Annotated in this window: 15 protein-coding genes; 7 read left to right on the forward strand and 8 right to left on the reverse strand. The window is 56.4% G+C overall.

The window, feature by feature from the left end:
- Nucleotides 1-123: 123 nt before the first annotated feature.
- The 3 genes from Poly21_RS23545 to Poly21_RS23555 form a co-directional block, all read right to left on the reverse strand.
- Nucleotides 124-1,299 (reverse strand): multicopper oxidase domain-containing protein, encoded by a 1,176-nt coding sequence (locus Poly21_RS23545; protein WP_146409539.1) that lies wholly within the window; start codon nucleotides 1,297-1,299, stop codon nucleotides 124-126.
- Nucleotides 1,300-1,561: 262 nt separating this feature from the next.
- Nucleotides 1,562-2,287: a hypothetical protein gene (locus Poly21_RS23550; RefSeq protein ID WP_146409540.1), complete on the reverse strand. Its 726-nt coding sequence runs from the start codon at nucleotides 2,285-2,287 to the stop codon at nucleotides 1,562-1,564.
- Between the two features lie 386 nt (nucleotides 2,288-2,673).
- Nucleotides 2,674-3,630 carry an alpha/beta hydrolase gene (locus Poly21_RS23555; RefSeq protein ID WP_302120361.1) on the reverse strand — a complete coding sequence of 319 codons (957 nt, stop codon included), beginning with the start codon at nucleotides 3,628-3,630 and terminating at the stop codon, nucleotides 2,674-2,676.
- 401 nt (nucleotides 3,631-4,031) lie between these two features.
- Here Poly21_RS23555 and Poly21_RS23560 point away from each other — a divergent pair, with 401 nt between their 5' ends.
- From Poly21_RS23560 to Poly21_RS27880, 3 genes are all read left to right on the forward strand, one after another.
- Nucleotides 4,032-5,732 carry an FAD-dependent oxidoreductase gene (locus tag Poly21_RS23560; protein WP_302120362.1) on the forward strand — a complete coding sequence of 567 codons (1,701 nt, stop codon included), beginning with the start codon at nucleotides 4,032-4,034 and terminating at the stop codon, nucleotides 5,730-5,732.
- Nucleotides 5,733-6,147: 415 nt separating this feature from the next.
- Nucleotides 6,148-8,229 (forward strand): LamG-like jellyroll fold domain-containing protein, encoded by a 2,082-nt coding sequence (locus Poly21_RS23565; RefSeq protein ID WP_302120363.1) that lies wholly within the window; start codon nucleotides 6,148-6,150, stop codon nucleotides 8,227-8,229.
- A 311-nt stretch (nucleotides 8,230-8,540) separates the two neighbouring features.
- Entirely contained in the window at nucleotides 8,541-10,514 is a 1,974-nt protein-coding gene (locus Poly21_RS27880; RefSeq protein WP_302120364.1) for a M14 family zinc carboxypeptidase, read from the forward strand.
- On the opposite strand, the gene Poly21_RS23575 is transcribed toward Poly21_RS27880, so the two are convergent.
- From Poly21_RS23575 to Poly21_RS23595, 5 genes are all read right to left on the reverse strand, one after another.
- The gene (locus Poly21_RS23575; RefSeq protein ID WP_146409543.1) at nucleotides 10,500-13,067 is read right to left on the reverse strand and encodes a neutral/alkaline non-lysosomal ceramidase N-terminal domain-containing protein; all 2,568 of its coding nucleotides are present in this window, start codon (nucleotides 13,065-13,067) and stop codon (nucleotides 10,500-10,502) included. The genes Poly21_RS27880 and Poly21_RS23575 overlap by 15 nt on opposite strands.
- Nucleotides 13,064-14,347, reverse strand: coding sequence for an alpha/beta hydrolase (locus Poly21_RS23580; protein ID WP_146409544.1), 1,284 nt, complete (start codon nucleotides 14,345-14,347; stop codon nucleotides 13,064-13,066). The genes Poly21_RS23575 and Poly21_RS23580 overlap by 4 nt, the downstream gene beginning before the upstream one ends.
- A 39-nt stretch (nucleotides 14,348-14,386) precedes the next feature.
- The gene (locus Poly21_RS23585) at nucleotides 14,387-15,856 is read right to left on the reverse strand and encodes a DUF1501 domain-containing protein (RefSeq protein ID WP_302120368.1); all 1,470 of its coding nucleotides are present in this window, start codon (nucleotides 15,854-15,856) and stop codon (nucleotides 14,387-14,389) included.
- Complete coding sequence (locus Poly21_RS23590; protein ID WP_146409545.1) at nucleotides 15,853-18,993, reverse strand: PSD1 and planctomycete cytochrome C domain-containing protein; 3,141 nt, start codon at nucleotides 18,991-18,993, stop codon at nucleotides 15,853-15,855. Before Poly21_RS23590 ends, Poly21_RS23585 begins: the two co-directional genes overlap by 4 nt.
- Before the next feature lie 164 nt (nucleotides 18,994-19,157).
- Nucleotides 19,158-19,739 (reverse strand): DUF2585 family protein, encoded by a 582-nt coding sequence (locus Poly21_RS23595; RefSeq protein ID WP_302120370.1) that lies wholly within the window; start codon nucleotides 19,737-19,739, stop codon nucleotides 19,158-19,160.
- Between the two features lie 183 nt (nucleotides 19,740-19,922).
- Here Poly21_RS23595 and Poly21_RS23600 point away from each other — a divergent pair, with 183 nt between their 5' ends.
- The 4 genes from Poly21_RS23600 to Poly21_RS23615 all read left to right on the forward strand — a co-directional run bounded on the left by Poly21_RS23600 (nucleotide 19,923) and on the right by Poly21_RS23615 (nucleotide 25,897).
- On the forward strand, nucleotides 19,923-20,321 hold the full coding sequence (locus Poly21_RS23600; RefSeq protein ID WP_146409546.1) for a GntR family transcriptional regulator: 399 nt from the start codon (nucleotides 19,923-19,925) through the stop codon (nucleotides 20,319-20,321).
- Nucleotides 20,314-21,255: an ABC transporter ATP-binding protein gene (locus tag Poly21_RS23605; RefSeq protein WP_302120372.1), complete on the forward strand. Its 942-nt coding sequence runs from the start codon at nucleotides 20,314-20,316 to the stop codon at nucleotides 21,253-21,255. Before Poly21_RS23600 ends, Poly21_RS23605 begins: the two co-directional genes overlap by 8 nt.
- Nucleotides 21,252-23,408, forward strand: a complete 2,157-nt coding sequence (locus Poly21_RS23610; RefSeq protein WP_146409548.1) for a hypothetical protein — start codon at nucleotides 21,252-21,254, stop codon at nucleotides 23,406-23,408. The genes Poly21_RS23605 and Poly21_RS23610 overlap by 4 nt, the downstream gene beginning before the upstream one ends.
- Nucleotides 23,409-23,860: 452 nt before the next feature.
- Nucleotides 23,861-25,897, forward strand: a complete 2,037-nt coding sequence (locus Poly21_RS23615; RefSeq protein ID WP_302120374.1) for a hypothetical protein — start codon at nucleotides 23,861-23,863, stop codon at nucleotides 25,895-25,897.
- Nucleotides 25,898-26,055 lie beyond the last annotated feature (158 nt).

Consider the following 26,055-nt stretch of genomic DNA (forward strand, 5'->3'; position numbering starts at 1 on the left):
TCCAACTCATTGAAGCGTTGCTCCCAGCGTTCACATTCCGGACATCCGTTCCCAGTGCTCATGGCGTAGAATTCTAACCGACATCGCCGAATCCGCGAATATCAGTTTTAAAACCGTGAACAGTTACAAGATTCGATCGATCTTTTCCTTGAGATGTTGAAGTTCAACAGCCCTCTCTGCTAACACTTCAGAATCGGTAATTTCCTTGATGAGTTCACCGTCATGGTCAAAAACGCGAAAGTACAGCGTTTCTTCTGGCGTACCCGCATGGGTTCGTCCGACTACAATTAGGCTCTCGCCTTCGGTTGGCATTTCACTTGGATTATCCATAGCTTCTAGCAACGTGAACGCATACTTCGGTGGCGCATAGGAAATTTGCTGAAAGACACAAATTCTTTCATCAGCCTGCTTGATTCCTGGAACGTTATCAACCGCGCCCGGATCATTTTCTGGCGAGTCCACAATTAACGCGCCCGCCATACCACTAGATACCTGGATCGCAGTGGAACCGTGGCGATGCGCGTGATACCAGAAGGTACCTGCCACATGGTCCTCAGGCACGGTGATCTCGTAAATAAATTCTTCGCCTGGTCCGACCGACAGTAAAACATTGTCACCATTTCCTACCGGCGACACATGCAGCCCATGTGTATGAAGATTTGTTGTGTTGAATTCGTGAGGCGTGTTTATATCGTCCGGATGCTCCGACGGATCTTCTGGGGGCAGTTGGTTTTTCAATCGGACTCGCAGGATCTCCCCTGGCTTGACGCGCAACGTCGGTCCCACTGGTCGACCTTCGTAAGAACGTAAACGGGCGTCAATCACGCCTGCTTTCGCCAGGACGACTGGATTATCATTGACAATTAACGGCTCACCATTTTCATCGACTTCGACCGTATCAGGACGCCAAATTTTTCGTTGGTCGTACACGATCGCCAACGATGTATTCAAGACGCCTCGCAGGGATCGCCGCTCTTCACCCGAATGGAAGTAGGGACGCTGATACTGGATTTGATCAAGGATCTCGCGGGCTTCCGCTGCGCTACGGGCTTCCCTAGCGAACTCTGGTTTGTTTAGTTGTTTTAGAAAGCTACCAATGTCTCGTTGACTCTGCTGCGTTGATGCCGGATTGGATTGAAGAATTTCCTGCGTCTTAACCGCTCTCGCGGCGCGGACTTTCTGGTCAGGTGGACTTGGTTGCTGGCTTTCCGCATACGATGGCTGCCAGATGACCACTGCGCTCCCGAACAGTACTTTGAAAATGGTATTCGAGAATTTCCGTAGCACTAAGTCATTCATGATCGACCCTCCCACGTTGGTGTGAATTTGAAACTGTTCATACGATTTAGTTGGAAACCAATTCAGGCAAAAGAGTATGTACGGCGCTGAGACATAAATGCCATCTATTTTGGATCATACTTCTGCGAACTCGACCGTTCCCAATTGTGCAAAGAATGCTCGCAGCCGGGGGAAGAAATGCAGAAAACGGGGACGAAAGGCGTGTTGGATGTCTTTCTGCCTATTTCAAAGGCTCCGGGTAGACGGTGCTACCACAAGGAATCTATCCGTGAGTGTTTGCCTCTCCGGCCGGCGATTGGAGCAACATCTTTACCTCGGATAGTAGATAAAGCACTGCGCGCTTCTCGCCTTTCGACAAGTCGTTCGCCTCCCCATTCGCGTAGGGAGTGAGAACATGTTGCAGCAGGTTGATGTGATTGCTTATTTCTTGGAGCTGTTCCGTTGCGAGCGCACCGCTATTGGGTGCGTCGGTTTTGATCTCGGGAATTTGGAAACGCCGATGGGGTACGTCTGGGTCGGCGTATTTGAGTGGGCGGGTGGTCGTGGTGTTAGATTGTTTGCTGGGGCGAGGGGTGGCGAGGCGGAGGAGGCCGGCGCCGGTGATTTCCTCGCCTAGGGTGGAGGAGCGTTTGACGTAGTCGGCGAATTGTTGGTCGGAAATGGTTGCTGCTCGCTGCCATCTCTTCGACTGGTTCTGGGTGATTCCCAAGTCGCTGAGTTTCAAACGGTCCTCGTGACCGCTTGATTTTCGGTCGCCGCCCTTCAGGCCCATCTGAGAAAGCATCTTGCCGGCTTTCCGTTCCGCGAGCAAACGCAACTCGGCTGCTCGGTTTTGTACGTCCAGACTCTCGTTGGCGCTCTTGGCCCAGACCCGGATGGCTTCCGCCCGACTTCGCAGGTCGGACAGTTCATCGAGATCGTCCGCGTCTGCAATCGCTCTGCGGCAATCGTCGAGAATGGTGAGCTCATGCCTGTTCTCAGCAATCATGGTGTCTCCCGCATCTTTTTACCGGCTAAATCTCAGCGCACAGTTCGTGCTGCCTCGAAAACCACCAGGGGGTGTCAAGGGACCACCAGCTTATACTTCGCGGGAGGGGGTGTCAAAGATTATAAAGTTGAATTTCTGTATAGGCGTTTGGCGGGGCCGATTTGGGCGATGCTTGGAATTCCTCAGACAGATCTACAAGCGGACGTACTTGGCGCTAGTGTATTCCATCGACGAGACTAGATTAGGTTTCGCTATACAAAGGCGCTGCACTATTACTTGACTTAATGCAATCGTCAGGGTTTTTCTGCGCATGTTCACTGGTCCGAGCGCAGCTGCCGGTTGCTGGCGGGACTCGGCTAAATAAATATGGATGACAGCAGCTGTGGCTACGGTCGTGCGTTGTGAAAACTGCGTTCGACTGAGTCGTCTGGATCGGTGCTGGTGCCATGATCGCGCCACAGCCAGCGCATCATGTCGGGCAGGATCGCTCCGCCGTGTTGTGGGCTGTGTTTGCCGATGCCCCAGGTGTAGTTGATGTCGTAGTCTTTCTCCGTCATCGCTTCGACCAGTCGGACGTTCTGTCTGTACCAGTCCCACTTCTCATCGTACTGCCCCCTCCGCTGGCCACGGTTGTCGTTTCGGCCATCTTGAAAGAAGACGCGGATGTCTTTTAGGTCATTCTCGCGAATGATGTCGGCGTAGGCGTGTCCGCCGCGGATATTAGTGAAACTCCCAATCAGACTCAGCACCTTGTGAAACTGGTCCGGGCGGTGCCAGGCTACCGTGAAAGCTGCGATTGCGCCGGAGCTGGCTCCACCGATCCCGCGCTGCTTGGGATCCTCGGAGATATTGTAGTCGGCTGCGAGAGCTGGTAGGAGTTCATCGACAATCACCTGAGCGTAGCGATCATCCAGCGAATTGTACTCCGTTGGCCGATTGGTATCTTTGTCACCCCAATTGCTGGGCGAAGGTTCGGGCTGCTCGGGGGTTCGGCCGGGGTTGATGAACACGCCCAACATGACGGGAATTTCCCGGCGAAATATCAGATTGTCCAAGACGTGTTGCGCGCGAATCGAACCATCGGCTTGCATGAAGGCTTGACCATCGTTGAAGATCATCAGGCTGGTCGCCACATCGGGATCGTACTGGGCAGGGACGTACACCCAATACGTGTGCTGCGTCCCCGGGTAGGCTTCCGACGCGATCACATGCGGCCCGGTAATTTCACCTTGGGGGACGCCTTCCTGCTCCAACGAGTCGGGGCCTAACTTGTAAAACGCATCCACATTCGGTGTCGCCGCAGATGGATTTTGTCCTGAGGCGAGTTGTGCAAGCGACAACAACACCATGCAACTAGTAAAGCAGTGCCACATTCGAATTTGGGTCCTTGGAGTCGAGGTTTTTGTTGGTCAGTTTAGTGAACATTTGCGTGCCAAGCTATCTGGCGGTGGTTTGGTACCACGAGATTGCCAAGGTAAGTTGTACCGCCGACTTGGCTCCCCCATTTTGCTTCCGCTCAGCCGGTTTGAACGAATGCTCACGATGAAGACCCTTGATTTGATGGTCGAATGACTCACTTCGCCGTCTGTTATGATGGTCTCAGGCTCGGAGATGCCCCTGTCTAGCCGGTGGTCCGCGTGCCGATGAAAATCCTCCGTAAGATTGGAATGCAGATACTTGAAGCGCAAGGGTTCGTCCGTTGCACGTTTCAACGGTGTCTTCTGCATTTTGAAAGTGAAATAAATTGAGCATAAGTCAACATCATTCCACACGACGCCGCTTCTGCGGAGCGGTTGCCGGCGGTGCGATCGCGGGTATCTGCTCACCATCCTGGGCGGGTGTTGGCCAAGAGTATTCCACCGATGTCGTGATAATCGGCGGTGGCTTGGGAGGTTGCGCTGCGGCAATCGCTGCGCTGCGAAACGGGCTCAAGGTCGTGATGACCGAGGAGACGGACTGGATCGGCGGGCAACCTACCAGCCAAGGCGTTCCGCCGGACGAACACGCTCTGATTGAGACAAGCGGTGCGAACCAGTCCTACCGTGAACTGCGATCTCGGATCCGGCGATATTATCGCGACAACTTTCCGCTGACCGACACCGCACGCCAGAGTTCGCACTTCAACCCCGGCAACGGGAGTGTCTCGCGGCTATGTGCTCAGCCGCGTGTCTCGTTGGCTGTGCTGGAACAATGGCTGGCGTCATTCGAAGCATCCGGGCAACTTGTGCTGCTCCGTGAACACATCGCGACGACGGCGGATGTGGACGGCGATCAGGTTCGCGCCATCACCGTTCGCTCCAAGAAAACTGGCGATTCGCCGGTACTGCGGGGCAAGTACTTCGTCGACGCCACCGAACTCGGTGACCTGTTACCACTCACAAAGACCGAGTACGTCACCGGTTCGGAAGCACGCAGCGTGACCAAGGAACTGCACGCGGGTGAGACAGCGAATCCCGAAAACCATCAAGCGTTCACCATGTGCTTCGCTGTTGATCATCTCCGCGGCGAGGATCACACCATCGACCGACCGGAGGCATATGGATTCTGGCGAGACTTCGTTCCCCAGCTCACACCGCCCTGGCCCGGCCCGTTGATGGATTTCACGTACACGCATCCCAGATCAATGACGCCCAAGCGACTCGGCTTCGCCCCTTCTGGCGGTCACTCCGTCGACGGAGCGTTGAACCTCTGGACGTATCGTCGGATTATCGACCGATCGCAGTTCGAGCCGGGCCGGTTCGCAGGCGACATCAGTCTGATCAACTGGCCACAGAACGATTATCTACTCGGCAATCTGGTTGGGGTGTCGGAGGATGAAGCGTCCCGTCATATCGCCAGTGCGAAACAGCTGAGCCTCTCACTGTTGTATTGGTTGCAGACAGACGCACCTCGTCCCGACGGCGGAACCGGCTTTCCCGGCTTGCGACTTCGCCCTGACCTGATGGGCACAACTGATGGGCTGGCCAAAGCGCCATATGTCCGTGAGTCACGCCGCATCCAAGCACAATTCACCGTCCTCGAAGAACATGTCGGCCGCGAGAATCGCAGCATCGTGACGGGCAAACCCATCTCGGAAATTCGGGCCGCAGCGTTTGCGGATTCCGTGGGCGTGGGAAACTATGCGATCGACCTGCATCCGACTTCGTGTGGTGATAATTACATCGACTTTACGACGTTTCCTTTCCAGGTTCCCCTCGGATCGCTATTGCCCGTTCGAATGCGGAATCTGCTTCCCGCTTGCAAGAACATTGGGACCACACATTTGACTAGCGGCTGTTACCGACTGCACCCTGTCGAGTGGGGAATCGGCGAGGCCGTCGGATGTCTGGTGAGCTATGCGTTGAAGCACCATCAAACGCCTGAGACGGTGCGAGCGGACGCGCGAGCACTGAACGATTTTCAGAAATTTATTCAGGAGCAGGGTGTCCAGACGGACTGGGCATGAGATTAAGCGAGCGATGGGGCGTGTTCACTGATCGCGAGAACTGACACGACGAACCAGGGAAGATCAACGTTGAGCGGTATGTCGTCAGGATAGGTGTTCCAGGGAGATCACCGGAACGCTGTGCATTCGTGTCTGTCTGACTACACCAGCGATGGTTTGGTGCGGCATCACCGTTTCATCCCGGCGGAACGTCGCCTGAACCAATAAAAATGGCTGGTGGCATCTCGATGCGGCTGAGTGTTGATAGTGGGCGACCGATGTCGTCATCAATGCCGCACTGGGTAGGGTCAAGAAGTATACAATGCTGTGAACCTGAAACTCATAACCAGACAAGTTCCCTGCAGAGTCTTCTATGAAATCGATATCGAGTGTATGCTTTTTGTGTGCATTGCTGTTCACATGCACGACTGACGCGGTGGCTGAATTCAGAGCCGGCGCGGCGGTGGTGGATGCTTCGCCGACGCAGTTCCCTGTGCTCGTCAATGGCGGCATGACGAGTCGAACTGCTGAGAAAGTGTTCACTCCCATCACCGCGCGAGCGATCGTGGTCGACGACGGCGATGAGCGGATTGGAATCGTTGTCGTCGACAGTTGCATGATGTCACGCCCCCTGCTGGACGAGGCGAAAGCACTGGCGGCGCAGCGGACCAAGCTCCGGCCCGACCGCATCCTGATCTCTGCAACGCACACCCATACGGCTCCGGCGTCGATGGGGTGTTTGGGAACCGATGCCGACCCCAGCTACGTACCGGTACTTCGTGAGCGGATCGTCGAAGCTCTGGTGGCTGCAGAGACCAACCTCGAACCTGCTCAAGTGGGCTGGGGAGTCGGAAACGCCGCTGACTTTACAGCGCTGCGACGTTGGATTCGCCGCCCCGATCGCATCGTCGAGGATCCGTTCGGCAACCCGACCGTACGAGCAAGTATGCATGCTGGTAGCAATTGGGATGACGTGACGGGAGAATCGGGCCCAGAGGATCCAGACCTGTCGCTGATCTCATTGCAATCCAAAAATGGACGCCCAATCGCTGTCCTGGCCAATTTCTCGATGCATTACTTCAGTGGCCCGCCAGCGTTGAGCTCAGACTACTTCGGGCTGTTTTGCGAAGGGTTGCAATCACGTGTTTCTCCCTCGCAGGACGATGGCGATCCGCCGTTTGTCACGATCATGTCTCATGGTTGCAGTGGGGATATTTGGCGGCGTGATTACACCGTGCCGGCCGCCTCGAGGAAAGAGCCTACAATCGAGAGCTACACCGACGGTTTGTTAGACGTCGCGATGGAGACTTATGCCTCGATCAATCACCGCGAACCGGAACAGTTGGCGATGGCAGAGATCAGGTTTCCGCTGAACTATCGAGTCCCGAGCAAACAGCGGCTTGAGTGGGCACAACGGATTGTTGACGAGATGGGCGATCGGCTGCCAAAAACCTCGCAAGAGATCTACGCGCGGGAACAGGTCTTTCTGCATGAGCGACAGGCTACGGAGGTTGTCGTTCAGGCACTTCGGATCGACGATATTGGAATCGCCAGCACACCTACTGAGACCTATGCACTGACGGGGCTCAAACTCAAACTGCAGAGTCCTCTGAAGAACACCATGGTGATCGAGTTGGCGAATGGTGGCGATGGATACATCCCACCTCCCGAACAACACTTGCTAGGTGGTTACAACACGTGGGCGGCACGGTCCGCGGGGTTGGAGGTACAGGCGGAGCCGAAAATCGCCGCCGCCGCACTTGGGCTTCTGGAGAAGGTAGCTGGCCAACCTCGACGCAATTTCAAACAGAGCAAGGGACCGGCTAGCGAAGCGATCTTGAACGCACGACCGGCAGCCTACTGGCGGATGGACGAAATGGCTGGTCCTCGGGCGGTTGACTCCAGCGGTCAGAATCGAGATGCGATTTATGAACGAGCGGTCGCGTATTTCCTAGAAGGTGCCCGCTCGGATGTTTTTTGCAGGGATGCCGGCGAGACCAATCGCGCCACACATTTCGCAGGTGAGCGAATGCGAGCACGGATCAGCGATTTAGGGGATCAGTACACGGTCTCGCTATGGTTTTGGAACGGCATGCCTGTCGATGGCCGCGACGTCGCCGGTTGGATGTTCTCGCGAGACCATGACAACGGGATTGGACCCGCTGGAGATCATGTTGGCATCGGGGGAAGAGGGAACGAACCAGGGCGGCTCATTTTCCAGCATGGTGCCGATACTGCGGGGGCAAGCCCGGCCGCAGGCAGCACGGAAATTCAACGCTGGAAGTGGCATCAAATGGTGTTCGTGCGGGATCGAGACCAAGTGCGAATCTACTTAAACGGGAACTCGCAGCCGGAGATTGACACGGAATCGCCCGCTGAGTTTCCGATTGGATTCGACCGCTTGTTTTTCGGTGGTCGCTGCGACAATGACTCCAATTGGGAAGGCCGTCTGGATGAGATTGCCGTCTTCGACCGGGCACTTTCGGCCGATGAAGTTGCCGCGCTGTTTCCCAATTGATGTCAAGCGACGTGCCGCATTCCGTGCGATGAGCAAATCTCGCTCCACACAGAGATCACTATGAACCCGTTTGTCAGCCCAACGCTTATTCTGTGTTCAACTGCGCTGCTGATTGCGGGCGCATATCACCACCACTCGGACACGTCGATGTTCCTCTCTGCATGCGGCTTGGTCCTGGGCCTGCTCGGCTTGGTTTTCTGTTTGAGGAAATCTGATAGAGGATCGTAGCAACATTGAATTCTTATCATGCCGAAAGCACGAGCCATCCGCTCATTTTCCAATCGCACCTACAATTACTCAGGTTTAGAGAGATGAACAACCGAACGACGATTGTTTTTGCGATCATCGGTGCCATCATCCAATCGAGCCTCGCCGCATTGGATATCTCGGTTCAGCCGCTTCGACGCGTGAAGGCCGCTGAGGCGCACCAGGCCGTGGCGGTGGATGAGTCATCGTTTTACGCGATCTCCAACAGGGCCGTCGTTCGATATGACAAGCAAACTGAGGAATGCCTTGTTCGCTGGGAAGCACCGGCACACTCCAACATCAAGCATCTCAATAGTGGCATCGTGGTCGATGGGCGGCTGTACTGTGCGAATTCGGATTGGCCCACTAAGCCACTCAAGAATACCGTCGAGATTTTTTCCGCCGAGACGTTGAAGCATCTCGAATCAAAGCCGTTCTCGGAAACGCAGGGAGCTATCAATTGGATCGATCGGCATCGAGGTGCGTGGTGGATCGTGTTTGCATTCTACGGCGACGCTGAAGTTCGTCGCACCAAACTGGTTCGCTACGATGACGATTGGAATCCGACGGGAGAGTGGACGTTTCCCGAGTCAGTTGTCCAGCGTTTTCTGCCTAATAGCAACTCAGGTGGCGCGTTTGGGAAAGACGGAAGACTGTTTGTGACCGGACACGACCATGCCGAACTGTATGTTCTCGATGTGCCGGGCGACGGTGGCGAACTCAAATACATTTCGACTGTGCCTGCACCGATTTCTGGCCAGGGAATTGCATGGGATCGTGATGAACCGGGCAACTTGTTGGGGATCGTTCGCGCTCGTCACGAAGTCGTCTTTATGAAGGTATCATCGGCTGCGGAATGGGAGGTGACTGCCGATTTTGAAGGAGCGTCGGTAAAGAATGTTGAGATTGACCAGCAGCGACGCTCGGTCAGCTTCATGCCGGGAGGTGATCCCACGCGGGGATGGCCCTGCTGGTGGTACTTCCGAATAGATGGGCTCACAGCCGATGAAGAAATCACATTGCGATTGCACGGTTCGGACGCCACCGTCGGTCAGCAGAAACCATTGGGAGCGTCGTGGGCAATGCCGGCTCGCGCAAGCTATTCGATTGATGGCCAGACTTGGCAACCGACAGCCCCTGGGGAACGTCAAGGCGAGTGGATGGTTTATCGAGTCAAACCAAATGCCTCGTCTCTCTACGTAGCCTGGGGCCCGCCATACACGCCTCAGACAGCAGAGAAGTTCATGAACGAGATAGCCGATCGGTCACCTTACGCGACTGCCACTGAACTTTGTCGATCTCGGGCGGGCCGCGCCGTACCCATGCTCCATGTGCGCGAGGGCGACCGAGAATCGCAAGATCGCTTTGGTGTCTGGGTTCAGGCTCGCCAGCATGCCTGGGAGAGTGGTTCAAGTTGGGTGGCACAAGGATTCGCGGACTGGATCGTTAGCGATAATCCGAACGCGGCATGGCTACGCCAGCGCGCCGAGATTTTCATCGTCCCAATCATGGACGTGGACAACGTCGCGACTGGCAATGGAGGCAAGAATGCGATCCCTCATGACCACAATCGCGACTGGTCACCGAAGCCGCATTGGAATGAAACCATGGCGGCGCAGCGGAGGGTCGCCGACATGATCGCTGAAAATCGGATGAGTGTCTTTCTAGACCTACACAATCCGGCTCCTGGCGATCCCACTTTCTTCTATATCCTTCCCGCAGCACTCTTGCAGGAGCCCATGATTGGCCTGCGTGACCGCTTCATTGACTTGGCCTATGCAAAGATTAGTAAGATCAAACCCATGATTCCGATGAGCAACCGCCCCAAGGAGACGGGGTCGAGCTATCATCCTTTATGGCGGCAGATCAGTGCCAATTGGGTCTGCATGAATGGGAATCCGGACACCGTGAGTTTATGCCTCGAGACGATTTGGAACTCGCCGAACAGCACGACAACTGGTTACCGAGCGGTCGGTACTAACCTAGCCGCCGCGGTGAAAGAGTACCTTTCCGAGCGTCCGGAGCTACCACAGCGGTAAGCGATTCGGTTTGGACCAACGGATTCGAGCCAACAGCACATCGCCCCGATAGCCGTCACGCGGCATCCATTCGCCGACGGTCACCCACGACTCATCGGGACTCGCATGGGTAACATGAAAGTTGCCCATCAACGCCACTTGATTGGGGTCGCTGACTCCATCCCCCACGAGCGGCAGCACGACCTGCTCAGTTGCCTTGATCAGGCAGCGTTTGTTGGTATCTACCTGAGCTACCCACAGCGGCGCACGCCAACGCATCACGTTTTCGTTAGTGTCATCTTTGCGTGTGTAGACCAAGAATAGTCCATCGCTGTGCGTCAACCAGTGTTGTTGGGTCGTTGACATGTCAATCGGTGTTCCATCGTCCCATGCCCAAGCTATTTTTTCGTCATAGTTGAGTCCATCATCGCTGACGCTAACATATCCGCGATTATCTTCCGCTCGCAGCGTAATCCAGAATTCGCCATCGAATTGAGTCACGCTCGGTTCCAGAAGTCCTCTTCCCTTGTCGTTGTGGATTGGCGGCCCCACCTCTTCAACTTTCAACAATTCACCATCGAACGAGGCGCGTACTCCCGACGCCATCCGGTTGACCTCCTCTGGGCCGAATGTGAATGACATCGCGATGTCTCCGTTGGGCAGTACGACGCGTTGGCCGCAACCATTCGAGTAGATATTTTTGGTGCGGGGGTCATCCCATTGGAGGATCTTACGCGGGGACCAAACTCCATCTTGATCGCAGGTTGCGTAGATGGGGTAGCGTGACAGCTGCTCCTTCCTCGCAAAATACTCACCCTTATAGAACACAACATGCCCCATCGCGAGCAGCGATTTGGAGATGGGGTCGTATTGCGGTACGACATCACACACCGCCGCTCGGAGATCATCCGCCCGTCCAGGGATCGGTTCGCGTCCGAACGCCGCGATCGGTTCTGGATCGCTCCACGTTTTGCCTAGATCTCTCGAAATCGATGAGTGGACTTGGCCAAAGTAGTCGGATCCTCCAATAGGCTGGAGCGTCATCATCGCCACTGGGTGTCCGTCCTCGTCGGGCATCATGCAAGCGCGGGGATGAAACCAAGTTTGGTTTTCATTATCACGGTTGCGCCATAACGTTTGCTTGGTAATCGAAGCGATTAAAGGTGTGCTCTCTGAGGCTCCAGCGATCATCGGTTCAGGTGATGTGGACACAAGCTCAACTTGCCGATGCACTTCATTGACAATCACATTCTCGATTTCCGGCGACCACACGGTGGGCAACCCGTAGTACACCATTGCTTCTCCACCCTCATAGCCGCCTTCGGCGAGCACCCGCCGGGACGGGATGTACGCCATCACATCGTTGGCGTAGCCGGCTACCCAGGTTTGCGTCCCCGCCAACTCGCTCTTGAGGCGAAGGGCGTAGTCAACGACGACTTCACCACCGAGCGTTACAAACTGAAGGTCATCGCCAATGGACCAGGCGCTCACGGGATAGGGGTATGTTTGACTCAACGGGACGCCCTGGTCGAGTCGCTCAAGGAGCAGGTTCGCTCGAGCGACCTCGTATCGGTTTTCTGACGTTAGGTTCAACTCGATGTCTTCGCGTGTCGGCAATGTGTCCAGCGGCAAATCAACGTTCGCGAAAGTCGTCCGCAGCGGGCCCTCGACAGGGTGCATTTCCGTGGTCAACAACACGGAATCCACAGCTGTTGCCAATCGACGACCGTAGTGCACCGCCAAATCCTCAGTGCCGCGGGGGAGTGGATTTTGGTCAGCACCACATCCTGCGAAGAACAACGCAATGCACCCCGGGTGTTGGGACTCCAAGTCCATTTGAGCGTATCCAGGATAGTCACCCGACCATTGATAACCGTTCAGGGTGGTCGCGTGACAGGCGTAACCGAATAGCACAGCGGTGATCTGATGCTCGGCGTCGCGGACCGCGAGCACGGGCACGTCGTAGTCGCGGGGCCCGTGCAGCATACCCTTGGTTCGCCGGTGCGGCGCATCGGCCGCTGGGTTCTCGCGGCGATTGACCGCCAGCGATGTCGTGCCGCTTCCCCACGTCAGCTCGCTCGGGGCGAGCTTGTCGATCGCCTCGCCGACGACGGCAACCACTTGAGTTTGAAAGGTTGCGACCCATGTATCGATCGCTTGTCGCTGCCGATCATCGAGCAGCAGATAATGCAGCGGGGCAAGATTGCGTCCGACCACAGGACCACTATGAGTGTGCGAGCAGCAAATTGCAATTTGTTCACGCTCCAAACCATACTGCGACTGCAATGCGACGCAAATTTGCTGTGAGAGTTCGCGACCGATGCCCACCAAATCCATTGTCAAAACAACCGCGCGGTGGCCGTTAGGGTCCTCGAGCACAACGGCCTTGGCCCACAGATCCGTCAGTTTCTCCTTGGCGGGACGTGTCCGAGAAGCATAGCCCGCCATCCACACGTGCTCAGTCGGGGTGATCGCGACCTTCGCGGCACCAGCTCTCCACGCGAGATCGTCGCCGACTGCCACTGTGGTTAGCAATAGAAACGTTGCGGCGGCAAACATAAGTCTTCGGTTCATCCATCTGTTCCAAATAGCGGAGTTTTCAGTGAGCAGTTGTGCTGCAACACGCGATCGATCACGTCATAAGCCTGTTGTCGAGTCTCTGTTGGGAAATCGTGCTCACAGTCCGGTGTGATCAGGATCAGTTCATTCGGCACGCCCCACAATGAATACACACCACCGGCGACGGGCATCGCTTTGCGGACGCCTGCGATATCGAAGTTTGAATCACGCAGGGGCGACACCGAAACAAAGGTACGTGGCGCCAATGCGGCAATCAACTCATAAAAGTCGAAAGGAACTTCATCAGGATTCAAGTGAAAGCGATCTCGAAGCCGAGGCATGTAGCGGTCACTCGTCCAGCCCGTGAGGTCACCGCCGTAGTAGTCATGGAAGGGGCACCAACCGCAACTGGAGACGACCAATTTTACACGTTGATCAAATACGCCAAGAAAAATTGCATTGTGCCCGCCGAGCGAATGACCAATCGCACCGATCCGATTGGCATCGACAAATGGTAACTGCGAAAGTAGATCGACGCAGCGGCGATGATTGACGATCCCCTTCATTGTGCCCGAGTCATATCCGTCGCCCCCGAAGTCGTAGTCGGCGTACGCGCCAAAGGACGGATAGTCTGGCGCGATGACAACGTATCCACGCTGCGCCAGTTCAATGGCGTATTGACGCCCCGGGCGACCTCCTTCACCCGCCACGATGCGTTTGCCAGCGGCACCGGTCGGATGCAACGCAATGATCGCTGGCAATTGGTTCGCTGATCCGGCAAGAAAAATATCTCGGACATCAACACGATCGGCGACACCCTTTGGCAAGTATAGGTCGAGAGGTAAACGATCGGATTTCCCGACTGCAATCGTCATCATCAGGCGTCTCACATCGCCAATGGAAACATCTTCGTCGACGTGGACATCGAAGTCTGCCTGCGTATCTGGTGCCGGGAGCTTTCCCATCGCTGCCTCGGCTCCAGCAATGATCTGCGACCGTCGTTTACTCCAGTCGTCAAGGGACTGAATCGGTTTGATCGTCCCATCATCAGCCTGATAGACCGTCAGGTCTGAGTGTGAAATGATCGGTTTCCCCACAACTTCGTCTTGGCCCGTGACCTGTGAAACATGGACTGCGCACAGACAACCCAGCAGCAACAGGCAGCACCACCAAGGCGAGCGCAGCCGACGAGGTGCACGACGGTGACCGCGTTCACTGTGAACACGTCGATTCGACGCATCCCTACTAGCCGTGTCCCATGCTGTGGAATTGCAGTTAATATCGGGGGCCGTCATGGCGGATTTTTCGAAAGAGGATGAGCCGATTGACTGACGCTAGACAATCACTTCGTGAACGACTCGGGCGGGGCGGTGAGCAGTCACGATTTGTTCTTGGTTGCCATGTGGGTAGACGACCTGCTCGTAGTGCAAACCGAACAGATGCATGACGGTAGCTTGGAAGTCGTTCGGTGTGACGATGTTTTCGATCGCATGGTGTCCAAAGTCGTCTGTTTTCCCAAACGTCATGCCGCCACGAATGCCGCCGCCGGCGAGCCAAATGCTGAAGCCTTGACCATTGTGATCGCGGCCCGCCTTTTCGGCGGCGCCGTGATCTTGAGTGACGGGTAGACGTCCGATTTCGCCGCCCCAATGGACCAGTGTGGTGTCAAGCAGCCCGCGTTGTCGCAGATCGGCAACCAGCGCCGCCGTCGGCTGGTCCGTCTTGCGACAGATCGATGTTAGACCGCTTCTGATGCTGCTGTGATTGTCCCAGGGCTGGCCGCTGTGAAATAGTTGAACGAACCGAACGCCCCGCTCGACCAATCGCCGTGCCAACAAGCAGCGAGTGCCGTACTCGCGAGTCTCGGGATGATCCAAGCCGTACATCGAGTGCGTGTTGGCGGTTTCCTGTGAGATATCCAGTGCATCTGTTGCCGCCGTTTGCATGCGGGCGGCGAGTTCGTAGCTGGCGATACGTGCCTCGAGATCGGATTCACCCGGATGTGACTCGAGATGCTGTTGATTCAGTTGCTGGAGGAGGTCAAGGTTCTGGCGTTGGTAAGCGCCTGCCAAATGCGATGGTGGTTGCAAATTGAATATTCTCGGCTCCGTCGGACGAAGGACCGTACCCTGAAACATCGAGGGCATGAATCCGTTACTCCAATTCGTTGCGCCATCGACCGGGGGCCCGCCGGGGTCCGCCAAGACCATGAACGCTGGTAGCTCTTGCGACTCACTACCCAATGCATAGGTCAGCCACGAACCGAACGTGGGCCGCCCCAAGACCGCCGGGATACCACCGTGAAAGTAGCGGATGGAAACTTCGTGCCCATTCGCCCCTGTGTGCATGCTGCGAATCAAACAGATGTCATCGACAACGCCCGCAGTGTGCGGCAACAGCTCCGATAGTTCAGTGCCACACTTCCCGTGCTTTTGAAAATGAAAAGGACTACCCAATAACTTCTTACTGGCCTCATTGACAAATGAAAATTGGATTTCGCCGGAGTAGTCCGTCCCGTCGAAGCGGGTCAGCTCTGGTTTGGGATCGGTCAGGTCCATGTGCGAAGGCCCGCCATGTTGGAACAACGAGATCATGGCCTTCGCACGCGACGCAAAATGCGGCTTGCGGGGATGCAGATCACTCGGCGGCTTGTCTTTCAAGATGGGAGGCATGGCCGTCGCCGACTCTTGGGCGATCATCCACTGCAGCGCCAATGCTCCCACGCCCATTCCGGTTTGTTGCAGGAATCGGCGGCGCGTATCAGCTGGTTGATAGGAATCCATATTCGGGCGTTCCAAAGTCATTCGGTGTAGAGGAATTCGTTCGAATTAAGCAGCATTTGGCAAATATTGACGAGCACCTGCTGCGCGCGTGATCGGCCAGATAAAGTGCCGGTGGCATCGCGGGACATCAGTGCCAACTGATCGGCAGCAAACTGCAGCGACAACTCCAACTCCGCAGTGCTGGCGGGGCGAGATAGAACAATTTCCCAGGCGGCATTGATTTGCGCCGGCAAGAGAGCGAGATCGGTTTCAGGACCATGAAAACCAGTTACGGAATCATAAAGCACCAGCTCTCCATCGGTCCGCGTGAAGGTCAATTTCAACGGCCACGTGAAGGAGTCCGATGATTCATTTTCCAAGCAGTCGATAACGAAGTCGATCGAATCTCCCGCGTGGACTGCCCAGGAGCTCACCGGCGTATCGACTGATCCCTTCTTGATCTGCCACGTGCCGTGCAGTCCGTTCGCGGAAAAAACCCGGGCGCGAACGCCATCACCATTGTCACTCCCGTGTTGCAGCGTTCCCGCAATGCTGAGTTGACCCTCTGCGGGTGCCACCCAACGGCGGATTGCAGGCTGCGATGGATTCCCGGGATGACCACCATTAGCGTTCAAAATCACCCAGCCAAATTGAGGGTCCGGTGCCGTCGGGCCGCCCTGCCAGCTCGTTCCCGTGAAGTGTGGCAACTCTACCAGCTCGCCCAGCAGTCCGTTCTCGTCATCGATCGTGCCCGACCCGTAGCACCACGTCGGCGTGGGCATGTTCGGTAACCATGATGCGGCGTCCACATCGAGCGCGTCAGCATTATCTGCGGCGCGTTGGACGGCTCGCTCAGCCACAAGACCAGCGTGCTCGAGGACGAAGTCACCATTGAGCATCATCAACGATTGCGGCGCGACGGTCGATACTGTTCGCACCTCACAATTGACTCCCATCACCGGCGCGTCAAATACCTGCAGCATGCCTACCGGTTGGCTCCGCCGCACTCGCGCATAAACGCTACGTCGCGGTTGGTCGGCATCCACACGGACCTGGCCGGTTTCGTCCTCGGCGATCTCCACCGGTGGCCCAAACAATTTTAGGTCGAGTGTCCCTGCCGCGGCCAACACCGAGTCACGTAAAACTTCCGCGTCAACGCGCTGCAGTGACTTTCGCCAGTAATACTGATTTTCAGGATCGAGCGCTTCGCCCTCCGGTCGACGCAGTGAGCTTTGTCTCCAACTTTTCGATGTCAGGATCTGTCGGTGGAGGCGTTTCAAGCTCCAGCCATGATCGACGAAGTCTCGCGCCAGCCAATCAAGCAATTTGGGATGCGAGGGCTCGTCGCCCAAACGACCAAACTCTCCCGGCGTCGCCACGATGCCGCGACCAAAGTGGTGCATCCAAACGCGGTTGACGATCGCCCGCGCGGTCAGTGGATTGCCGCCATCGGTCAAATAGTTGGCGAACGCCAGCCGGCGCCCCGTTGTGGGCAACTTCGGATCATCGAGCGGAAACGTCACCCGCGCGCCCTCGGCAGCTGCAACGGTTAATGCCGCTGGCTGAATCTCCTGTTTCGGCTGATTGAAATCGCCGCGGTGAAAGAGGTAGGTTACCGGCGCATGCCCCGGTGGCTCGACGAAGGCCTGGATAAACTCTTCGACCGGCTTGCCAGCACGCAACTCAGCAATCTTGGCGTCAAATTCTTTTAACTTGGCCGCCGCGTCCGGACGGTATTGATACAAGACGCCGGGCGTGATGTTGATACTCGGGTGACTGGCCAAGAGAGTCTTCTGGTCGGCATCACGCTCGTCGTCCGCGGTCTCATAGGCCGTGCGCAATTGGGTGCGAAGTGGTTCGTCGAACTTCATCAACTCCTGCTCGAACACTTCCTCAATGAAAGCAGCTTGTTGACTCGCCCGCTCTGCTGCGACGATGCCAACCTCGCTCTCAATTTTCGCCGCATCGACGAGATCCTGTTCGGTTGCCAGGGAAACCAGACGGGCCGCCGGCGGCTTCCAAGCTTGCCAGTCCAATCCCGGCTCAAAGACCGCCCGCAATGCGAAGTAGTCAGCGTGGGAGATCGGGTCATAGCGGTGGTCATGGCACTGAGCACAATGAACGCTCGAACCCAGTAAAGTCGAACACACGATTTGCAGCGTGTCGGCGATCACCTTATTTCTCGCTTCGGGACTATCGTCACCGCTGCCCGTACCGTCGGCAGCCATTCGCAAAAATCCGGTCGCACTCAACAACTCGATTTGGTGGTCCGTCCAGTCACCCACTTTTGGCCCAGCAAGTTCGTCACCAGCCAGTTGCTCCACGATGAACTGATCAAACGGTTTGTCTTCATTGAACGATGCGATCACGTAATCCCGGTAACGCCACGCCCAATCGCGGTTGGTATCCGCCGCAGTGTAGCCGTCGCTGTCAGCGTACCCGGCCGCGTCGAGCCAATGTCGCGCCCACCTCTCGCCATAATGTGGCGAACTCAGCAGCTGATCTACCAAGTGTTCAAACCATCGCGGATCGGGATCGTGTCGCCACACATCCAGCTGCTCCACGGTCGGTGGCAACCCCAACAGGTCAGCGTACGCCCGCTGAATCACCGTGAAGCGGTCTGCGTCTTCCGAAAAGGATAAGCCGGCGGGCATCTCAGCAGCGATCAACGCGTCGATGGGCGAGTGGATGGCCGCGTCGTCAGCATCGGTGGGAACGACCACCTCAGGGAGCGGTTGATACGCCCAATAGTTTCGCTCTTCCTCGGTGATCGGAATGCCCGGCGCAAGGTCTGTGGGTTCATCGCGAAGGGTTGCTGCCCCCCGCTGAATCCAATCTTCTAGAATAGCAATCTTCGCCTCGGGAACGTGCGCTTCGCCGGGTGGCATGTCACCGTCTCGCACACGGCTGAGTAACAAACTCGCGTCGGGATCACCAGGCACCACCGCTTCGCCCGAGTCGCCTCCGGAAACCATTCGATGAACCAGCCGCAAGTCCAAGCCGCCCTCAAGTTCCTCCACCGCTCCATGGCAATCGAAACAAAACTCACGCAGAATTGGTCGGATCTCAGTCTCGAAGTATGGCGGTTCGGTGGCAGCCGCGAAGCCGCTCGAGAGCCCTAGCAGCACGACTGCTGAGGAAAGGCGAGTTGCGTATCGTGAGGACAACCAATGGAACATGGCGTCAGAACCGATTCGACTGAGGTGGGATGTTGAGGCGGGGCTGGTTCGACCTGCGAACCAGAACCTCACAGTATGCCCCCTCACCACGGCAATAGCAATCATGCTCGGCACCATGGGATCGGTGCGCTGTGGGAGAACGCGAGAACAGTTTCAACCCGCAGCTATTTTTCCGACTGCCACTGTTTGATTGCCTCGACTGGGCAAACCAGCATGATCACGTTGAGTAGGAGGGAATCTCGGATCGTCAACAGCAGGACAACTTCTGTAAGCAGAATGAATCCCAGTGACCAACGAAGTCGGAATTTTGAGGCCAGAAAATAACCGAGCAGGCACGCGATAACATCGCTGATGGAGTTGGCAATCGAGTCACCGTAGTAGTCCAGCGAAATTGTGGATTCACGGTAGCGATCAATGATCCAAGGCGAGTTCTCGAGAATCTCCCAAGCCGCTTCGATGAGCGCAGCGATGAGTAGACGGGTCGGTGCGGCAAGCCCACTCTGAGAAATCCGAGGAGATAACCATGTCAGCAACCAGAAAAAGATGATTCCGTGCAAAACATGCGTGAAGGAATAGGGATCGAGCAAATGCTGCGAGTTGTGACTCGTTTGGATGTCCCATGACCAGGGAACCCAAGTCCCGCAACGGCACCACCACTGTCGCCCCATCATGCGAAGACAAGTTGCCATCACGATGATGATTACGGCAATCTGCCAGGCGACGCGGGATCCATTCTTACTGTTCATGGCTCTCATGATACCAGGAGTTCTTGAATCGCAATGCAATTCAGAACACCCCAGACACGAGCCGGTGGAGAACGGATCGACGCGCTCGGCAATTTTCAACCACACACGATTGACTATCCACCGACCTAACTGTACTATGTGTTACAGTACAGGCGTGTGTCCGACTTCGGCGGAGGGTGGTTGATGCAAATTCGAGTGATCCCAGGCAGTGGTGCCGCGATCTATCGTCAGATTGCCGACCAGGTTCGCCGGGCCGTCGCAGCGGGAGAGTTGTCCGTTGGTGATCCGCTGCCGAGTGTTCGGGCCCTGGCCAAAGAACTGGTCGTCAATCCCAATACCGTGGCCAAGGCCTATGCAGAATTGGCTGGCGACGGTGTGCTGGAAACGCAGCCCGGCCGCGGCGCGTTCGTGGCCGAGCGTCGCAACGTGTACTCGCATACCGAGCGGCTCCGACGACTCGATGAAGCTCTCGAGACCGCGATCAACGAGTCAATCCGGCTCGATTTCTCCAGCGACGAGATTCTCGATCGGATGCGTGGCAAACTCGATCAATTCAATTCTCGAGGTAACGAAAATGTCTGACACTGACGTCATTCGCACGCACCGGCTGACCCGCTACTTCGGCAGCAGACCGGTTGTCCACGATCTCGACTTTGCCGTCCCACGCGGCCAAATCGTTGGTCTGCTCGGACTCAACGGGGCTGGGAAAACCACCACGATCCGAATGCTGCTCGGACTGCTGGAACCAACGCGAGGCTCTTGTGAAGTACTCGGCACAGACAGCCGCGAGCTGACCCCGAGCGATCGAGCGCGGATTGGACATACGGTCGAGGGGCACTTCCTCTATCCCTGGATGCGGGTTCGCGAGTGCGAGCGGTTTGGGCGTGAAACCCATCCTCAGTGGGACGGTGGCTTCTTCGAACGTTCGATACGCCGATTCGGAATTGATAGCGATGCCAAAGTCGCGTGGCTCAGCCGTGGCCAGCGAGCGGGCGTTTCGTTGGCCTCGACTCTAGCGAGCAATCCCGTGCTGCTGATTCTCGATGACCCCGCCCTTGGGCTGGATCCAGTCAGTCGCCGGGCGCTCAACGAAACCATTCTCGAGTTTTGCGAATCGGGCGAGCGCTCGGTGCTGTTGAGCAGTCACTTGCTCGACGATGTCGAACGGGTCGCCGACCGCGTCGCTCTGATGGTCGACGGCATGATGGTCGTCAACACCACCATCGATGACTTCCGCAACCGGATCGCGTCTTGGGTCATCGAGGCGCCGGCTTCGCCAACGACCTCCGAAGCCCTATCCACGCCGATTCCAATCCCACGGTTTGTCAATTGCCGCCCGGTGGGCGAACGCTGGCAACTGACAGTGGTCGACCCGGGCGACGATACGCACGCTGCTTTGGCAGCTATTGAGAACAGTGTCATCGAGCCGGTCGAAGTAACATTCGAAGACGCGGTACTCGCCTATCTATCTCGTTCCCGAGTTTATCACTCGTTCTATACCGAGGACGCATCATGAAACCAATTCTTTGGAAAGAACTGAGAGAGAACGTCCGCTGGTTACCCGTGGGACTGCTCGTGATCGGCTCCGCCTGCTGGCTGGCTCATCCTGATTTGCACAACCCCAGTGGTTTGCTCGCGAATGTTCTGCTGACGCAGTTAGCGATTGTCACCCCGCTGCTCGCCTTTGCCTTAGGTATCGTGCAGTCCTACCGTGATTTGCAACCTGGTGCTGCCGCTTATTTGAATCATCGCGGTATCACGTCTAGCCAGATCTTTCTCGCCAAAACAGTTGCTGGTTTCGCACTCTACGCGATCTCTGTCATCATACCTGTAGTGATCTTGGCGGCCTGGGTGTGGTACGAGGGGATGAGTCGGTACCCGATGCGTCCAGCCCAAGTCGTCCCGTCCCTTGTCTTTGCGATGGCGGCATTCGCGATGCATCCTGCAGCGATGTTGATGATGTCGCGAAGTGCCTCGTGGTGGGAGACGCGGGTGTTTCCGCTATTGCCCGCTGCCGGAGTTCTGTTCGTTTTCTTCCATGTGCTAAAAGGTGGCGGACTATCGATGTCAGCGACTTCCACTTGGTTGACCCTGATACTGTTGGCATGGTTGATTGCGACGTCGCGACAAAATTGGCGGGGCTCAATTACCGCGCCGCCTTCTGCACATACGAACTCAAGGCTGCGCGGTCAGTGGTTGCTTCCGTCCTATTTGTTTATCTCCGCCGCGGTGTGCTACTCGTTCGTGCTCACTCTTTGTTTCACGATACTCGAGGTTAACCAGCGTTCGCGGGAGTATGTACCACGTCCATTTGCACAGCTGGCGGTCAACCAGCAGACGGGCGAACCGTGGGTAGTGACCTACCTGCAGGATCATCGCTTGCAAAGTGGAGGATACGCAGAGCGTGCTATCGGCGGATCAGCGATTAGAAATGGCGGAACCGTGGACGCTTTGAAAAAACTTAATATCAACGACGAATTTACGCGTTTCGCGTCGATGGTACGCCTCCAAAATACATACCGTCAGTCCGACGGATTCTTCGCGGGGCCCAGCAATCTCGACCAAAGTTCGACGTGGTACTTCTACGACACTCGACGCTATTTAGTCGGATACGATTTGAGCATCGGTTCTCGCTGGAGCCATACGATTGCGACGGACGGCATCCATCGGGCGGGGACGATCGCAGGCGTCCCGTTCACCTCTGACCCGGAGATTGGTAGTTCGGTATTTAGTGATTTTCGTAGTGCCGGATACAGCGTGCCGCTGATCGACGGCCACGGTGTGTATGTGCTCGATGGGTCGCTGGAGTCAATCCAGCAGATCATTGACCAGCCCATTGACTCAGCAGCATTGGTAAGCATTGGCAGATCACGAGCACCACGGCTGCTGCTACGCGACGGGAACGAGATCTTGGAGTACGAGTTTGTCGACGAGTCGGGAGCAGACACGTGGTATAAGGAACCCGGAGACGTTGAACGGATGCAAAGTTACAACATTCTTCAACCGCTCACGGCTGGCTCGATCACGCCAAAACGGGTCAATACATACACCGTTCCTCAATCACTCGTACCGAGCGTCAATCTACAAGTGGGACTGGCCGATAACGTTTTGTATTTGTCGACACACACGTTCAGGACGAAGGAAATCTACCGCATCCCTGCTGAGGGAGATTTTGTTGCAATCAACTTCCAATCGCAGTCCCTGCCCATTCAAGAAACCGATGTCGATCGTTTTCAGTGGACTTTTGTTTGCCTGGGACTGACGCCGGGCGCCTTGGGAGTTGTGATTGCGGGATTGGCAACGTGGGGCACCCTTGTAGGCGGGAACTCAAGTCCGACTTGGAATAGCCTCTTGTCATATCCGATCCAATTCACAACGCTTGCGATCAGCTTCGCGTTAGTGACGGTGCTAGCGGTTTGGCTCACGCGGCGAGTATCTTTTCAGCGCGGACTATCACGCAAGCAGACCACGTTGTGGTCGGTGTCTGCCTTACTGCTGAGTTTGATTGCTCCACTAGCGATATTGGCTATTTATCGCCGTGTGCATCGACGTGGTTGCGACCACTGCGGAAAACAACGCCGAGTCGATATGCTTGCCTGTGAACACTGCGGCGCGGATTGGCAGCGGCCGATTCAGAACGAAGTCTTGATTCTGGACGATGCTGCTTAGTGAGCCGGCATGCGATTGCGGCTGGAAAGAATATTAATCCAAACTCTCCCCACGCTTGAGGTTGTGCGGCTTTTCAGTTACACGTGGGCACGTGTTTCCTCGCCTTTACCCAGCCCAGGTTCGCTGGGAGGGCGAAGTAACTCGTTAACTTACACGCACTTCAATGCCTCGCAGCCTCCTTCGCCAAGGAGACGGGGCACTCAATGGTGCTCCTGCAGCGTCTCACTGGAGTTCGTCAATGCGTCTGTATTCTTGCCTCGTCGCCATGTTGATTGCGGCGGGCGCCTCACCAGCGGAGACGATTCGTTTACCGGTGACGCAAGACAATTCCATCGTGATGGTCGACGGTGAGTGGGAGGAGAATGCCGGCACGCAGGGGCGAATTCGCATAAAAGGTAACCAGCACATCGTCGCGATGGCGTTCGATATGCGAGAACTCGCAGGCAAACGCGTTGAGAAAGCAACGCTGGTCTGTGTTCAAGGCAACCAAGAAAGTCCTGGTGACACCTTCGGCTCATTCCTTTGCCTACGGTGTTTCGATCAATGGCGAACCACTGGGGCGACACAACATTCCGCTTGCCGTGCAAGGCGAGCAGCAGACGATCTTGATTCGAGATCTACCGGAAGGCAGTTTGGGGCGTGATCATCTTGACGTGAAGGTGATCGCACGCAGTTGCACGGGGCAGCACAGTGAAGCGGAGGCGGTGCGGATTCCTTTGCGTCGGATGAGCAGTCCGATCGGCGGAGCGATCAACGACACCGGGGAACCCGCGAAGGCGGACGCGTCGATCTCACGGGTGAGTGTCATTCCGGTCGCGGACAAGTATGACATCGAAGGGCAACCCGTTGGAGATCTGCCTGAGGGGTACCGCCACCGCAATTCGACCTTCAATGGTGAGCGGATTCGCTTATCCGCGGCGGCGGGCGAGGTCATCAGCTTTCAAATGCTACTCCGCGGCGAAAGGACTGTCTCGCTTGAACTCGCGTTGGATTCGTTGCAACCTCGGGTCGATTGGTTTGAAGCGGTTTATGTCTCAGCCCATGGCCGCCGCATCCCCGATCCGCTGTTACCGGTCGGCGATTCAATCACGCTGACGCCCGACCAGGACAGCACCATCGTGGCGGATATCTACGTTCCCTTTGATGCCAAGCCGGGTATGCAGCGAGGCACGGTCCAGGTCTCAGATGGTCGCGTCATCCCGATCGAAATTGAGATCCTGCCATTTGCGATCCCACGTGCCGCGAGTTTCTTTTGTGAAATGAACGGGTATGGACTGCCCGACTCCGTCGAACAATACGAGGCACTCCAGCAGATTGCTTATGATCACCGGGTGCACGTGAATATCCTGCACTACTCGCACCACACCGCCGCACCGGGTGCCCACAAAACCAATCTCGACATGCGGATGCGATCTGGACGCCGGATGGACAATCGGCGATACGACGACATCGAGCCGAGAGCAAAACACGCTTATTGGGACGATTTCGCCACCGCATTCGGACCGTATCTCGATGGCTCGCTGTTCGAGAATGGACATCGTGGGCCGATTCCCGCGCCAGGATTCTATCTCAGCTTCCATGAGAGTTGGCCGTTAAATTGCCGTGCCTATTACAACGGGGATGCTGATGCTTACCGTGCCTTCGAAGCGACGCCAGAGTACGCGGACACCTACGTCAATGTGCTAAGCGATTTTGTGGAGCTCGCCCAATCGAGGGGCTGGAACGACACCGGATTCCAAATCTACTTTAACAACAAGGGTTCTCGCGAGGAACTTACCAAGGCTCCTTGGATCTTGGACGAGCCCGCCAGTTACTGGGACTATCGGGCATTGAGGTACTATGGCGGACTGACCGATGTGGGGCGCGAGCGGGAGAGTTCCCAGTGGACGCCAGGGGTGAAGATCGATTTTCGTATCGACATTTCTCGACCGGAGTTTTGCCGAGGTCAGCTCGACGGGCGAGATGACCTGTGGGTGGTTTCCGCCTCCGCTTTTGAAAAATATCGACGATTATTGACCGATCGGGCGGATCGCGATGGCCTGCGGGTGTGGGTGTACGGCAGCGCCAACCATGTGCACCAGAGCAACCGCGACATTCAGGCTTGGTCGCTCGATGCGTGGAGTGGCGGGGCCACGGGTGTCGTCCCGTGGCAGACGATCAACAAAGATGGTCAGGCGTTGGTTGAGGCAGACCAATTTGGGCTGTTCATTTTCGATCAGGGAGACCAGGGAATACCAGAGATCCGGCACTCGATGCGTTTAAAAGCGTTCCGGGACGCCCAGCAATTGATCGAGTATCTGAATCTACTCCAGGCCCGAAAGGGCTGGACACGGACGCAGCGGAGCGCATTTGTCCAGCAATTTGTGGGGCTCGCGGCCACCGTCGTCCAAACGCACGAGGCGGATGCGGGCACGTCACAATACCCAGGTGTGAAGGCCACCGAATGGGACCGACTGCGACAGGCGACAGCGAACCTGCTCCGGGAGTGATCGCCGCCTGGCGACCGCTCCCAACCTCGGCTCTGGACCGCGGGCGCATCTGGAAAACTCGTCACTCTTGACGACGGCCAGTTTGCTAGCTAATCTTCTCTCATTAGCCGATCTTACGATTCAAACCGTCGCTATCAAATTATCTAATAGAGCACACA

Source organism: Allorhodopirellula heiligendammensis (assembly GCF_007860105.1).
Classification (GTDB): domain Bacteria; phylum Planctomycetota; class Planctomycetia; order Pirellulales; family Pirellulaceae; genus Rhodopirellula; species Rhodopirellula heiligendammensis.

What these genes read in the sequence shown, in the direction of transcription:
- Poly21_RS23575 (WP_146409543.1), bottom strand. Translation starts at nt 13,067, where the DNA reads ATGAACCGAAGACTTATGTTTGCCGCCGCAACGTTTCTATTGCTAACC.
- Poly21_RS23595 (WP_302120370.1), bottom strand. Translation starts at nt 19,739, where the DNA reads ATGAACAGTAAGAATGGATCCCGCGTCGCCTGGCAGATTGCCGTAATC.
- Poly21_RS23550 (WP_146409540.1), bottom strand. Translation starts at nt 2,287, where the DNA reads ATGATTGCTGAGAACAGGCATGAGCTCACCATTCTCGACGATTGCCGC.
- Poly21_RS23545 (WP_146409539.1), bottom strand. Translation starts at nt 1,299, where the DNA reads ATGAATGACTTAGTGCTACGGAAATTCTCGAATACCATTTTCAAAGTA.
- Poly21_RS23585 (WP_302120368.1), bottom strand. Translation starts at nt 15,856, where the DNA reads ATGACTTTGGAACGCCCGAATATGGATTCCTATCAACCAGCTGATACG.
- Poly21_RS23610 (WP_146409548.1), top strand. Translation starts at nt 21,252, where the DNA reads ATGAAACCAATTCTTTGGAAAGAACTGAGAGAGAACGTCCGCTGGTTA.
- Poly21_RS23600 (WP_146409546.1), top strand. Translation starts at nt 19,923, where the DNA reads ATGCAAATTCGAGTGATCCCAGGCAGTGGTGCCGCGATCTATCGTCAG.
- Poly21_RS23605 (WP_302120372.1), top strand. Translation starts at nt 20,314, where the DNA reads ATGTCTGACACTGACGTCATTCGCACGCACCGGCTGACCCGCTACTTC.
- Poly21_RS23580 (WP_146409544.1), bottom strand. Translation starts at nt 14,347, where the DNA reads ATGACGGCCCCCGATATTAACTGCAATTCCACAGCATGGGACACGGCT.
- Poly21_RS27880 (WP_302120364.1), top strand. Translation starts at nt 8,541, where the DNA reads ATGAACAACCGAACGACGATTGTTTTTGCGATCATCGGTGCCATCATC.
- Poly21_RS23590 (WP_146409545.1), bottom strand. Translation starts at nt 18,993, where the DNA reads ATGTTCCATTGGTTGTCCTCACGATACGCAACTCGCCTTTCCTCAGCA.